Origin of the sequence: Streptomyces sp. NBC_00236 (assembly GCF_036195045.1) — a bacterium.
Classification (GTDB): Bacteria; Actinomycetota; Actinomycetes; order Streptomycetales; family Streptomycetaceae; genus Streptomyces.
In genome coordinates this window covers 2,134,567-2,147,475 of the sequence record NZ_CP108100.1, presented here as the reverse complement: position 1 = coordinate 2,147,475, position 12,909 = coordinate 2,134,567, and the positions used below count along the sequence as shown (strand labels likewise).

Here is a 12,909-nt window from a genome sequence, read left to right as displayed (position 1 = left end):
GGTCCGCCCGGCTTTGGGCGCCGCGTCGCGGTCAGTCCGCCCGGGGGTAGCCGATCAGGTGCAGCCGGTCCCTGTCATCGGTCCAGCGGAACAGCCCGATCCCTTCGGCACCCTCGGCGCCGGGAATCCGCGCGGTCGGGGACAGCAGCTCCGTCGACCCCGTCGAGAGTTCGGCCTCGACGGGGAAGCCGCCCCCGGCCAGTGCGTCCGCCGCGTTGCGCACGCTCGTCGCCCCGTACGCCGTTCCGTCGTCGGTCACCGAGGCCAGGGCGAGGGTCCTGGACCCCTCGGTGTCCTCGAAGCAGAACCCCTTGCCGGCCTCCAGGTCGAACGCGAGGTTCCCGGCCACGAGATAGCCGCCCGACGGCGAGACGACGGCCTGCGGGTACTGGCCCGGGGCGATCGCCGGCTTGTGGCACGACACGGAGACCAGCGCCTTGCCCGTCTCCGTGTCGTGCACCGTCCACAGGTCATGGGTCGCCGCGAGCTTCGAGCCCTTGGCCGGCTGCCACTTCACCAGCACCACTCCGGGGGCCACGGACGTCGGGATTCCGCTCTGCCGGTCGGCGCCCTTCGGCGCCACGTTCCGGCTGAACCAGCCGCCCTGCACCCAGAACTCCCGGGCCCCGCTCACCAGCAGGCCCTTCGACGTCAGCCCGCGCACCTCGGTGAGCTGCCCGCACGACGCGCAGCCCTTCGGGTACTTCAGCGCCTTGGCGGGCACCCGGGTGATCCTTCCGGTCGCCGGGTCGACCACCACGCTCGTGGCCCCGCCGTTGCCGATCACGATGCCGGGGCCGGTGCCGGTGACGGTCGGAGCCGTGGCCCACGGCACCTCGACGCGCTGCCGGCCACCGTCCTCCACGGTGTACACGTCGAGGGAGACGATCCGGTCCGCGGGTGCCGGTGCGTCCTGGCCGACCTTCCCGTACGACCAGGTCACGAAGTACTCCTGGTCGTCCGTCGTGACGGTGAACAGCTTCGGGAAGTGCGTGGCCGCCGGCGGGCGCCAGGCGTCCCCGCTCCAGCCGGCCCGTCCGGTCTCCGAGTCGATCGTCCGCAGCCGGTACTCGCCCTCGGCCGTCCGCACCAGATAGGCGAGCCGTCCGGTCGTCCGGGAGATCGCGTAGTCGGGCGAGGTGTCGACGAGTTCCCAGCCGCGCCGCGTCGTGTACGCGGCCGGGACGGTCAGCTGCGTCGCCGGGCCCGTGCTCTTCCGCACCGGCTTCTTCGGCTTGCCGTCGTCCTTCTTGCCGCCGCCCCCGCAGGTGGCCAGCAGGAGCAGCAGCGCCAGCACCAGCAGCCCGCCGACCAGAGCCAGGCGCACCACGCGCTGCCTCGTGGTCCCTCCGCCGGCCGGAGCCAGGCGTCCGAACTGCAGTCTCATGGTCCCCCCGATGAGCAATCACCGACCCGGGGCGTGTTCTGAAAGTCCCGCCCAGGTCCTTCGCGCCGGTCAGCGTAGCAACTGGTCGGTACGCTCTCGCAGTTCGGTTCCGTACCCGTTCCGTCCCGATTCCGCACGGAGTCCGGGCCCGTTCGAGTCCGCCTACAATTCCTCGGTGAACGCCACCCTCCCCACCGCGGAAGCCCTGCGCGCGGCCCTGGCCGGACTCCTCGACGGACTGCCGCCCAAGCAGGCCGCCCAGGCCGTCGACCGGCTCATCGCCAACTACCGGGGAACCACTCCCACCGACACCCCGCTGCTCCGCGACCGCTCGGACGTCGCCGCGTACGCCGCGTACCGGATGCCGGCGACGTTCGAGGCCGTACGGTCCGTCCTCGACGCCCTGCGCGACGCCGCCCCGGACTGGGCGCCGGCCACCCACACCGATGTCGGCGGCGGGACCGGCGCGGCGACCTGGGCCGTCGCCGGGGCCTGGGACGGGCCGCGGACCACCGTCCTGGACTGGGCCGAGCCGGCCCTCGCGCTCGGCCGCGAACTGGCCGGGGCCTCCGGCCTCCCGGGACTGCGCGCCGCCGCATGGCAGCGGGCCCGCATCGGCGAGGACCTGGCGCTGGACGCCACCGACCTGGTGACCGTCTCCTATGTGCTCAACGAACTCACGCCCGAGGCCCGCACCGCCCTCGTCGACGCCGCGGCCCGAGCGGCGCAGGCCGTCGTGATCGTCGAGGCCGGCACCCCCGACGGCTACGCCCGCGTCATCGAGGCCCGCGACCGGCTGATCGCCGCAGGACTCACCGTCGCCGCGCCCTGCCCGCACAGCGACGCCTGCCCCATCGCGCCGGGCACGGACTGGTGCCACTTCTCGGCCCGGGTCAGCCGCTCCTCGCTGCACCGGAAGGTGAAGGGCGGCTCGCTGCCGTACGAGGACGAGAAGTTCAGCTACGTCGTCGCCACCCGCTTCACCCCGGCGCCGGTGGCGTCGCGGGTCACGCGCCGGCCGCAGATCCGCAAGGGCCAGGTGCTGCTGGAGCTCTGCACCCGGGACGAGGCACTGCAACGGGCCACGGTCACCAAGCGGCACGGCGCGCTCTACCGCGCCGCCCGGGACACCGACTGGGGCGACGCCTGGCCGCCCCCGCAGGACGCGGCGTAGGAGCTTGGACAGGCACCCCCCGGCGCCGCCCCTGGAGGACGCGGCCTAGGCCCGCAGCTCCTGGGTGCAGCACTTCACGCTGCCGCCGCCCTTGAGCAGCTCGCCCAGGTCCATCGGCACCGGTTCGAAACCGCGGTCGCGCAACGGGTCGAACAGGCCCGTGGCGGCCTGCGGCAGCACGACGTGGAGGCCGTCGCTCACCGCGTTCAGCCCGAGAGCGGCGGCGTCCGCCTCGTCGGCGATCAGCGCGTCCGGGAAGAGCCGTGCCAGCACGGCCCGGCTGCCCGGAGAGAAGGCGCCCGGGTAGTACATGATCTCGTCGGCCGCGTCGTCGAGGACGCTCAGCGCCGTGTCCAGGTGGTAGTAGCGCGGGTCGACCAGATCGAGGCCGATCACCGGCCGTCCGAAGAACTCCTGCGCCTCGTCGTGCGACAGCGGGCTGGACCGGAAACCGCGCCCCGCCAGGACGTACGAGGAGGTCACCGCGAAGTCGCCCTCGCCCTCGTTGATGTGGACGGGCTCGTGGATCTCGGTGAAGCCGTGGCCGCGGAACCAGTCGCGGTGGGCGGCGGCCTCCGGGAACCGTTCCTGGTACGCGAACCGGGCCCCCAGCACCCGGCCGTCGATGACGGTGGCCCCGTTGGCGGCGAAGACCATGTCCGGCAGGTCCGGGTCGGGCGTGAGCAGCTCAACGGTGTGGCCGAGGGCGCGGTAGCGGCCCAGCAGGTCCTCCCACTGGGTCTGTGCCAGCGGGAGGTCGACGGGCTTGGTGGGGTCCATCCACGGGTTGATGGAGTACGTCACCCTGAAGTGGGCCGGGGCGCACATCAGGTAGCGGCGGGGTGTGGCTTCACGAGGCAACGAGGGCTCCTCACGAATCGTCGCGGCGGCATTGGTGGCCGCTGCGGCCGGTGCGTCGCACGGGTGTGTGCGTGAGCCCATGGTGCGCCGTCGCGGGCCTTCGGCACAGTGGACCGATCGGGTGGTTCCGTACAGCTGTGTGACGTGTGACCGACTCGTCCCTGCCGAGGGTGGCGGGCACCCCGTCCCGGGCCTCCGATCACCTGAAATTCACCTGCCATTTCGTAACAATCATCATGATATCGGTCACGGCGGGGCATCGGCTGTCGTACCCCGCTTCAGGACTCTGGCCACCCGGAGCGCAGGATGGTGGGACCATGGGCAGGGGCAACGCTTGAGGTAAGGGGATTGATGGGCGCCGATTTCAGCCGTGCTCGCGGCTCAGAGAGCAGGTTTTCCCACTGGCTGCGCCGTCGGCCCAAACCGCAAGCGGGCGACGCCGACGGCAGCGCACGGGTGGCGCTGCTCCTGGCCGTCGCCGAGGCGGGGATGCCGATCGCGCCCGCCGCCCATCCGGTCGGCTACCGATGTTCGTGCGAACGTGTCGGCTGTCCCACCCCCGCCAGGCACCCGGTCTCCTTCGCCTGGCAGACGCAGTCCACGACCGACCGCGCCCAGATCGAGCGCTGGGCCCTCAGCCAGCCGCAGGCCAACTTCATCACCGCGACCGGCATGATCCACGACGTCCTCGACGTCCCGCTGTCGGCCGGTGCGCAGGCGCTGGAGCGCCTTCTCGCCGCCGGAATCGACGTGGGCCCGGTGGCCCGGTCCGGCGACGACCGGATGCTCTTCTTCACCGCGACGCGCGGTACGCCGGAGGACGAGGACGAGTGGTGGCCGTGCGAACTGGACTGCCACCCCGAGACGATGGACGAGCACCCGGGACTGCGATGGCACTGCCGCGGCAGCTATGTGCTGCTGCCGCCGGCCATGCTCCCCGGTGAGCTCGACGTCCGCTGGGTGCGGGGGCCGGAGAATCCGCTGCCGGACCCGCTGACCCTGCTGGAGACGCTGACGGACGCTTGCGCCCGGTTCGTGGGATCCGCGGAGCAGAGCGACGTCGATCACGAGTCGGTGGCCTGGCCGATGGGCCGGTAGCCGGAGCGACCGCAGCGAGAGCAGGGGTGGGGCAAGGGCCTGGGGCGACGAGAGAGCCCCAGGACCGCTCGGCACCCCAGAGCCTAGGAACCCTTCGCCGACGTCAGGCCCGGTACCCGGTTCAGCATGATCACCTTGCCCGTACCGGCACCCTTCTTCGGGACGTACACCAGCTGGCTGGAGACCCGCTCCTTCGTGAGCGTGCTCCGCACCTCGCCGGTCATCAGCGCCGCGACGTCCGGGGACACCGTCGGGCGCAGCCCCTGCGCCGCGGTCTGCCGCTCGAAGTGCTTGCTGCTGAAGAAGACCAGCGCCCCGCCGTCGGCCGTCTCCAGGCCGACCGGCGCGAACGTCCCGCTGTTCAGCGGCTGGTCGATGTACTGGTACGAGAACCCGGCCCGCCGGGTGTTCAGGCGTGCGGTGCGCCAGACCGAGGTGGCCGTGCCGGGGGCGAACACGTCCGGTGTGCCCTTCTGGAGGTACCCGGTGTACTGCGTACCCAGGTCCTCGGGTGCCACCGTCTGCGCGGAGCTGTCCGCGGCCACCGGGGTCGCCCACCCCTCGCCGTCCTTCGCGAATTCGGGGATCCGGGTCGGGGTGGCGACCGCCAGATAGGCGGCCTTCCATCCCGCGTCGGGCCCGGACTTGACGAAGACGAACAGCCAGCGGGTGTCCTGCTTCCCGCTGTCCTGATCACGGTTGGAGTCGGTATCCGCGACGAACCACCGCGGCCAGCCGGCCTTCTTCGGGATGACGTACTTCGCGTCGGTCAACTCCAGCGGCCGGTGGTTCGCGTTGCCGTCGGGGTTGTTCGTCCGCCGGGCCCGCAGACCCGCCTGGTTGATCGCACCGAGCGGACCGGTGACCTGGTCCGCGTCCAGCGCGGGGTCGTAGGCCTTGTCCGCCGCGTTGTACGCGGCGGTGAAGCCGGCGAGCGCCTGCGCGGCCTCAGACCGCGTCGCCGCCCGGACGACTTCCAGCTCGCCGTGCACCGTCACGCACCCGCTCGCCGTCATGCTCAGCACCGTCGCTGTCGCGAGCCCCGTCGCCAGCCGAACCGGCCTCAGGCTTCTCATCCGTTGCTTTCCGCGCCTTCTGATCCGTCGCACCCGCTGCGGGGCCCTCTGACCGTCCGAACCCTACCGGGGAGAGGAACAGCGCGAGTGTGGGGATCAGATACAGCGCCCACACCGTGATCTGGAGAACGGTCGGATCGGGCTGGAAGTTGAACGTGCCCTTCAGCAGCGTGCCGTACCAGCTGTCGGGCGGAATCGTGGCGCTGATGTCGAACGCCCGGTTCTGCAGCCCGCCGAGGAACTCGGCCTCCTGCAGGTCGTGGACGCCGTACGCGAGGACACCCGCCGCGACGACGACCAGCATGCCGCCGGTCCAGGTGAAGAACTTCGCCAGGTTGATCCTCAGCGCGCCCCGGTAGAACAGCCACCCCAGCACGACGGCCGTGGCGATGCCCAGCACCGCACCGATCATCGGATGCCAGCCGTCGTCCGCCGCGTGCACCGCACGCCACACGAACAGCGAGGTCTCCAGGCCCTCACGGCCCACCGCGAGCAGCGCCGTGGCGACCAGGGCGCCGGTGCCCATCGCGAGCGCCGCGTCGAGCTTTCCGTGCAGCTCCGACTTCAGGTGCCGCGCGGTACGGCGCATCCAGAAGACCATCCAGGTGACCAGGCCGACCGACACGATGGACAGCGAACCGCCCAGCGCCTCCTGGGCCTTGAACGTCATCTCCTGCGAACCGAACTCGAGACCGGCGCCGAAGCCCAGGCTGACGACGACGGCGATCGCGACACCGATCCAGATCGGCAGCAGCTTGTGCCGGTTGCCGGTCTTCACCAGGTACGCGATGAGAATGCAGACGACCAGGCTGGCCTCAAGGCCCTCGCGCAGGCCGATCAGGAAGTTACTGAACACGTTTCGGTTCCCTTTCCGCTTCGAGTCCCGTTACGAGAACAGCGCCCGGCCCCACCAGTCGTCCTTGTCGCGGACGCCCGGCGGGACGGCGAAGTGCGCCGAACCCACGTGCTGGATGTACTCGTTGAGTGCGTCGTGCGCCGCCAGGCGCCGCTGCAGCGGTACGAACGCCGTGCGGGTGTCGCGCTGGTAGGCGAGGAAGAACAGTCCGGCGTCGAGCCGGCCCAGGCCGTCCGTGCCGTCGGTGAAGGAGTAGCCGCGCCGCAGGATCGTCGCCCCGTCATTGGTGTCGGGGTGCGCCAGCCGTACGTGCGCGGTCGGCAGCATCGCCTTCAGGAACGGCTCGTCGCGCTCCTTCGCCTTGCCGACCGGGGCGCCCTCGCCCTTGTCGCGGCCGAAGACGTCCTCCTGCTCCTGCAGCCCGGTCCGGTCCCACGTCTCGATGTGCATCCGGATGCGCCGGGCCACGAGGTACGAACCTCCGGTCATCCAGCCGGCGTTGTCCTTCCGGCCCACCCACACGTGCTCGTCGAGGGCGGCGGTGTCGGTGCCGGAGATGTTCCGGGTGCCGTCCTTGAAGCCCATCATGTTGCGCGGGGTCTGGGCGTCCGGTGTCGTCGAGGACGTCTTGCCGAAGCCCAGCTGCGACCAGCGGATCGCGGTGCGGCCCATGCCGATCCTGGCGAGGTTGCGGATGGCGTGCACCGCCACCTGCGGGTCGTCCGCACACGCCTGGACGCACAGGTCGCCGCCGCTGCGGGCCCGGTCGAGGTTGTCGCCCGGGAACTTCGGCAGCTCGACGAGTGCGTCCGGACGCCTGTCCTCCAGGCCGAACCGGCCCTTGGCGAACAGCGAGGGGCCGAAGCCGATCGTCAGCGTCAGCCGGGACGGCTTGAGCCCCAGGGCCTCGCCGGTGTCGTCCGGCGGCGCCTCGGCCGGGCCCCCGTAGGCGCCGTCGCCGACCGCGTGACCGGCCGTCATCCGCTCGGCCGCCCGGGTCCACTCCTTGAGCAGCGCGACCAGTTCCGCCCGGTCCTTCGTCGTCACGTCGAACGCGGCGAAGTGCAGCCGGTCCTGGACGGCCGTGGCGATCCCCGCCTGGTGCGCACCGTGGAACGGCACCGCCGCACCGCTGTCCGCGGCCGTCACGGCGGTGTCGCCGGAGCGCACCGCGGCCACGGCGCCGCCCGCCACGGCCGCGCCGAGCGCGAGCCCGGCGCCGCCCCAGCCGAGCAGAGCGCGCCGCGAGGGGGCGCCCGCGGGCTCCTGCTGGTTCTCTCCGGCGTGCTCGGTCATGCCCACAACCTCTTTCCGGCCGGTTACTTCGTCACCGCGGCGGCGAGCTGCGACAGGGGCTCGGCGAGCGCGTTGACCGCGTCCGACAGCTCCTTGCGGTCCGCCTTGCCGACCTTCTCGTACGAGGTGAACACGTAGGAGCTCTTGTCCGTGCGGTACTGGTCCAGCAGCGTGTTCAGCTCCGCGAACCGCTTGTCCAGGGTGGAGGTCAGCGCCGCGTCGTTCTTCGTGGCGATCGCCTTCAGCAGCTGGTAGGACTTCTCGGCGCCCTCGACGTTGGCCTTGAAGTCGACCAGGTCGGTGTGGCTGTAGCGCTCCTCCTCACCGGTGACCTTGCCGGTCGCGACCTCGTCGAGGAGTTCCTTGGCGCCGTTGGCCATCGAGGTCGGGGTGATCTCCGCCGTGCCGACGCGCTTCTGCCAGTCGAGCAGGTCCTTGTAGAGGGTCGGCGCGAGGGCCTTCTCCTCGGCGCCCAGCTTCTTGTCCTGCCACAGCGCCTTCTCCAGGCGGTGCCAGCCGGTCCACTTCTGGCCGTCCTCCAGGCCGTCCTCGCGGACGTCGACCTTCGGGTCGATGTCGCCGAACGACTCGGCGACCGGCTCGGTGCGCTCCCAGCCGATACGGGAGTCGGCGTACGCCTTCTTCGCGGCCTCGATGTCACCGGCGGCGACGGCGTCCGTGAAGACCTTGACCTTCGGCAGCGTCTCGTCGGCCTGCGCCTGGACGTAGGTGCGGTAGGCGGCGACGGCCTTGTCCATCTCCGGGCTGCGCTTGGCCGCCTTGCCGCCGCTCACCTCGATCTTCTGCCGGATGCCGTGCCCCTTCATGCCGGGCTTGCAGGCGATCTCGTACGAACCGGCCTTGATCTCGGCGGTGATGGTGGCCTTGGTGCCCGGGCCGATGTTCTCGCGCTCGGCGACGATGCGGTCGTCCGGGAACAGGACGTAGACCTCGGTGACCTTGGAACCCTTGTTCTCCACGGCCAGCTCGACGTGCCCGGCCGGCAGCTCCGTCTTCGAGACCTCGCAGGAGTCGTCCTTGGCGACGACCTGGACGGCACCCTCGCCCTTGCCGTCGCTCTTCTCGGCGCAGCCCGTGACAGCGGTCAGGGCGGCCACGGTGGCGGCAGCGGTGACGACGGAGAGACGAACGGCTCGCATGAGGGCTCCACTTGGGGACGTAGGAGAAGGCTGAAAGCGGCGGACAAAGGTGGGTGAGGCGGACCTAACTTAACCGAGGCTTACCTGACCGATACCCACCTGTGCAGTGATTCAGCTCTCACTGGGGTCGCACGGGAACGGAAGCGTCACAGTCGACCCATGAGCGAGCCCCCAACAGGTCAAGCGCTGGTCAAGAAGCCCTGTCCGGAACGACGAGGGGCACCCCGGTCCGGGGATGCGGGAGCGCCTCGACCGGCTGCCGGCAGACCCCGCTGGGCAACGCACTCGTGAACACCTCGCCGGGCGGACCCGCCACCGCGATCCGCCCGTCGTGCAGCACGGCGGCCCGGTCCGCGTACGCGGCCGCGGGGCCCGGATCGTGTCGATGGAGTCGAGCACCTGCCGACCGCCCGGCCGCACCCGCAGCCCGCGTGCTTCGGCGGCCGGGTCGCCGGGAGGCGGGCACGGGCAGCTGCCGGTCCCGTACCGCGAAGAGGTGCCGCAGCGTCCTCGTGCCCAACCACCTTGCCGACGGTACGGGCCGCGAGGTCGCCCGCGACCAGCACCAGCGCACCGCCGGGCGCGCTGCCGGGCACCGGGAAGCGGTGCCCGGCCCCCCCGGGCGGTGCTTGAATGCGCACGTGAATGACTGCGACGTACCCGCCGGCAGCGGTATCGATGTACTGCGCGTGTTCTGCGGCCCCGACGGCCGGCACGGCAACGCGCTCGGTGTCGTACGCGACGGACGCGACCACCCCGACGAGGTGTCCCGGCAGGAACTCGCCCGCAAACTCGGCTTCAGCGAGACCGTGTTCGTGGACGACCCGGAGCGCGGCCATCTGGACATCTACACCCCCGGCCTCCGGCTGCCGTTCGCCGGACATCCCGTGGTCGGCGCCGCGTGGCTGCTCGACCTGGAGGTCCTGGAGCTGGAGGTGGGGGAGGTCTTCGCCCGTCAGGACGGGGAGTTCAGCTGGATCACCGCCCGCCCCGAGTGGGCGCCACCCCGCACGCTTCAGCAGTACGCCTCGGTCGCGGAGGTCGACGCGCTGCCCGCCCCGCCGCCCGGCGAGGGCTGGCTCTACGCCTGGGCGTGGGAGGACGAGGCCGCGGGCCGGGCGCGGGCGAGGGCGTTCCCCCGGAGGGACGACGGGATCGCGGAGGACGAGGCGACGGGGGCGGCGGCGCTCCTGCTGAGCGACCGGCTGGGCCGCGCCCTGAACATCAGGCAGGGCCGCGGCTCCCAGATCCTCACGGCCCCGGCCCCGGACGGCTCGGTGGAGATCGGCGGCCGGGTCATGCTGGCGCACGCGGGCCCGTAGCGGCGCGCTCAAGCCCGTTCGGCGATCGAGGACGAACGAAGCGGCGGGGCGCCGCGGCACCCGGTACACGAACAACTCTTTCCCGACGGCTTGTCGGTAAAGGGGGCCGGAGGCAACGAGAACGGCCGCCCCGGAAAAGGGCGGCCGTTGAGGGAAGGGAGGGGGGAGGGGGCTACGGGAGCGTCAGGATGTCGGCGCCCGTCTCCGTCACCACGAGCGTGTGCTCGAACTGTGCGGTGCGCTTGCGGTCCTTCGTGACCACGGTCCAGCCGTCGTCCCACATGTCGTAGTCGTGGGACCCGAGCGTCAGCATCGGCTCGATCGTGAACGTCATCCCCGGCTGCATCACGGTGGTGGCGTGCGGACTGTCGTAGTGCGGAATGATCAGCCCGGAGTGGAACGAGGAGTTGATCCCGTGCCCCGTGAAGTCCCGCACCACCCCGTACCCGAAGCGCTTCGCGTACGACTCGATGACCCGGCCGATCACGTTGACCTGGCGGCCCGGCCGCACCGCCTTGATCGCCCGCCTCAGCGACTCCTCGGTGCGCTCCACGAGCAGCCGCGACTCCTCGTCCACGTCACCGCAGAGGTAGGTGGCGTTGTTGTCGCCGTGCACCCCGTTGATGTACGCCGTCACGTCGAGGTTCACGATGTCGCCGTCGCGCAGCACCGTGGAGTCCGGGATGCCGTGGCAGATCACCTCGTTGAGCGAGGTGCAGAGCGACTTGGGGAAGCCCCGGTAGCCCAGGGTCGACGGGTACGCGCCGTGGTCGCACATGAACTCGTGGGCGACCCGGTCGAGTTCGTCCGTCGTGACGCCCGGGGCGATGTGCTTCGCGGCCTCGCCCATCGCCTGGGCGGCGATGCGTCCCGCGATGCGCATGCGCTCGACGGTGTCGGCGTCCTGGACCTCCGGGCCGCTGTACGGCGTCGGGGCCGGCTTGCCCACATACTCGGGGCGCCGGATGTTTCCGGGCACGGAACGGACGGGAGTGAGCTCCCCTGGTACAAGCAGCGACTGGCCAGACATGCCAGCGAGTCTAACCAGCGCGCCTGGGGCAGCATGGCACAGAGGAAAGGAGCCGGAGATGGCCCTGTTCAAGAAGCGCACGGTCGGCAAGCCGGGCGAGTGGTTCTACTGCCTGGAGCACAAAAAGGTCGAGGAGGGCCCCGAGTGCCCCGCCAAGGACCGATTCGGGCCGTACACCTCCCGCCAGGAGGCGCAGCACGCGATGGAGACCGCGCAGGAGCGGAATCTGGAGTGGGAGACCGACCCCAAATGGCACGACCGCCCGGGTCAGGACCCGGACGAGAACGCGAGCGGCTGAGGGCGGGGGCCCGGGGCTGACGCCCCGGGCTCAGCCCGTCGGCGCGGCCCGCAGGGCCTCCTCGCTCCGCGCCCGCCTGCGCAGCGCGTCCTCGTCCGTCTCCGAGTCGTACGTCAGGAGCTTCGGCAGGGCCGCAGCCAGCAGCGCCACCGAGGCGACACAGGCGACGCCCCCGGACCAGACCGCGGTCCTGGTGCCCGTCCACCCGGCCATGCCGCCGGCCCGGACCTGACCCAGCTGCGGGCCGACGCTGTACGAGAGCACCTCAATGCCCGCCAGACGGCCCCGCAGCTCCTCCGGGATCGTCTGGTTCCAGATCGTCGAACGGCCGAGGCCGCTGAGCATGTCGCCCGCGCCGGCGACCGTCAGGCAGGCCAGCACCAGCCATACGCTGCCGAACCAGCCGGCCGCCGCGATGGCCAGCCCCCAGACGGCCGCACCGCACACCACGAACAGTCCGTGCCGGCGCACCCGTGAGGTCCAGCCGCTGGTCAGGCCCAGGACGAGGGAGCCGACCGAGCCCGCCGCATACATCAGCCCCAGCGACCACTCGGCGTCCAGCTCGTCGGCGAGGAACGGGAAGATCGTGTTCGGGAAGGCGAAGAACATCGCCGCCATGTCGATCGCGTACGTCCCGAGCAGCACCGGCCGGCTCCACGCGTAGCGTGCCCCCTCCACGATGCCGCGCAGCGACGGCTTCGTCCCCTGCTCCGCGGGCGGCGCGGGCGCCAGCCTGCGGCACAGCACGACGGAGACGGCGAAGGTGACCACGGTGACCCCGTACGCCGTCGCATGCCCGGCATAGGCCACCACCAGACCCGCCAGCGCCGGCCCCATGATCGCGCCGGCCTGCCAGCGCAGCGAGTTCAGCGCGGCGGCGGCGCCCAACTGGTCGTGCGGCACGATGCGGGCCATCAGCGAGTCCAGCGCGGGCCGCTGGAGCCCGGCCAGCGCGGAGACACCGCCCGCCACCACGTAGAGCGGCCACAGCATCGGATCCGGCAGGGCCGCGTTCACCAGCAGCACCAGCGCGAGCAGGCCGAGCCCCGCCTCGGTGGCCAGGATGACCTTGCGGCGGTCGGCCGTGTCGGCGAGCGCACCGCCGTAGAGGCCGAACACGACCAGGGGCACCAGCTCGACCGCGCCCATCGCGCCGACCGCGAGCGGGGACCCGGTGAGGTCCTTGATCTGGAGCGGCAGCGCGATCAGGGCCATGAAGCTGCCGAAGTAGGTGACGATCCCCTGCACCCACAGCAGCCGGAAGTCCGCCGAGGAACGCCAGGGGGAGAGGTCCGGAAGCAGCGCGGCCAGCCTGGCGGCGAGGGAGGTGCGAGAGGTCACGAGGAGACAT

Annotated in this window: 12 protein-coding genes and 1 pseudogene; 4 read left to right on the top strand and 9 right to left on the bottom strand. The window is 71.5% G+C overall.

Annotated elements, in window-relative coordinates:
* Nucleotides 1-31: 31 nt before the first annotated feature.
* The gene (locus OG446_RS09475; protein WP_328893597.1) at nucleotides 32-1,387 is read right to left on the bottom strand and encodes a hypothetical protein; all 1,356 of its coding nucleotides are present in this window, start codon (nucleotides 1,385-1,387) and stop codon (nucleotides 32-34) included.
* Nucleotides 1,388-1,562: 175 nt separating this feature from the next.
* Here OG446_RS09475 and OG446_RS09470 point away from each other — a divergent pair, with 175 nt between their 5' ends.
* Nucleotides 1,563-2,561 (top strand): small ribosomal subunit Rsm22 family protein, encoded by a 999-nt coding sequence (locus OG446_RS09470; RefSeq protein WP_328893596.1) that lies wholly within the window; start codon nucleotides 1,563-1,565, stop codon nucleotides 2,559-2,561.
* A 45-nt stretch (nucleotides 2,562-2,606) separates the two neighbouring features.
* Here the strand turns inward: OG446_RS09470 and ddaH are convergent, their stop codons facing one another.
* On the bottom strand, nucleotides 2,607-3,503 hold the full coding sequence (ddaH, locus tag OG446_RS09465; RefSeq protein ID WP_443050071.1) for a dimethylargininase: 897 nt from the start codon (nucleotides 3,501-3,503) through the stop codon (nucleotides 2,607-2,609).
* 270 nt (nucleotides 3,504-3,773) lie between these two features.
* Between ddaH and OG446_RS09460 the strand changes: the two genes are divergently transcribed.
* Nucleotides 3,774-4,520: a bifunctional DNA primase/polymerase gene (locus OG446_RS09460; protein WP_328893594.1), complete on the top strand. Its 747-nt coding sequence runs from the start codon at nucleotides 3,774-3,776 to the stop codon at nucleotides 4,518-4,520.
* An 83-nt stretch (nucleotides 4,521-4,603) separates the two neighbouring features.
* Here OG446_RS09460 and OG446_RS09455 read toward each other — a convergent pair whose 3' ends face one another.
* From OG446_RS09455 to OG446_RS09435, 5 genes and pseudogenes are all read right to left on the bottom strand, one after another.
* Nucleotides 4,604-5,536: a hypothetical protein gene (locus OG446_RS09455; RefSeq protein WP_328893593.1), complete on the bottom strand. Its 933-nt coding sequence runs from the start codon at nucleotides 5,534-5,536 to the stop codon at nucleotides 4,604-4,606.
* Nucleotides 5,469-6,452, bottom strand: a complete 984-nt coding sequence (efeU, locus tag OG446_RS09450; RefSeq protein WP_328893592.1) for an iron uptake transporter permease EfeU — start codon at nucleotides 6,450-6,452, stop codon at nucleotides 5,469-5,471. Before efeU ends, OG446_RS09455 begins: the two co-directional genes overlap by 68 nt.
* 30 nt (nucleotides 6,453-6,482) lie before the next feature.
* On the bottom strand, nucleotides 6,483-7,748 hold the full coding sequence (efeB, locus tag OG446_RS09445) for an iron uptake transporter deferrochelatase/peroxidase subunit (RefSeq protein ID WP_328893591.1): 1,266 nt from the start codon (nucleotides 7,746-7,748) through the stop codon (nucleotides 6,483-6,485).
* Between the two features lie 23 nt (nucleotides 7,749-7,771).
* Entirely contained in the window at nucleotides 7,772-8,908 is a 1,137-nt protein-coding gene (gene efeO, locus OG446_RS09440) for an iron uptake system protein EfeO (RefSeq protein WP_328893590.1), read from the bottom strand.
* A 190-nt stretch (nucleotides 8,909-9,098) separates the two neighbouring features.
* Nucleotides 9,099-9,347: pseudogene (locus OG446_RS09435) on the bottom strand (hemin ABC transporter ATP-binding protein); the annotation flags it as partial.
* Nucleotides 9,348-9,549: 202 nt separating this feature from the next.
* Here OG446_RS09435 and OG446_RS09430 point away from each other — a divergent pair.
* The gene (locus OG446_RS09430) at nucleotides 9,550-10,230 is read left to right on the top strand and encodes a PhzF family phenazine biosynthesis protein (RefSeq protein ID WP_328893589.1); all 681 of its coding nucleotides are present in this window, start codon (nucleotides 9,550-9,552) and stop codon (nucleotides 10,228-10,230) included.
* Nucleotides 10,231-10,402: 172 nt separating this feature from the next.
* On the opposite strand, the gene map is transcribed toward OG446_RS09430, so the two are convergent.
* Nucleotides 10,403-11,260, bottom strand: a complete 858-nt coding sequence (map, locus tag OG446_RS09425; protein WP_328893588.1) for a type I methionyl aminopeptidase — start codon at nucleotides 11,258-11,260, stop codon at nucleotides 10,403-10,405.
* 58 nt (nucleotides 11,261-11,318) lie between these two features.
* Between map and OG446_RS09420 the strand changes: the two genes are divergently transcribed.
* A complete protein-coding gene (locus tag OG446_RS09420; RefSeq protein ID WP_326735859.1) occupies nucleotides 11,319-11,558 on the top strand; it encodes a hypothetical protein in 240 nt (79 codons plus the stop codon).
* Between the two features lie 30 nt (nucleotides 11,559-11,588).
* Here the strand turns inward: OG446_RS09420 and OG446_RS09415 are convergent, their stop codons facing one another.
* Nucleotides 11,589-12,899, bottom strand: a complete 1,311-nt coding sequence (locus tag OG446_RS09415; RefSeq protein WP_328893587.1) for an MFS transporter — start codon at nucleotides 12,897-12,899, stop codon at nucleotides 11,589-11,591.
* Nucleotides 12,900-12,909 lie beyond the last annotated feature (10 nt).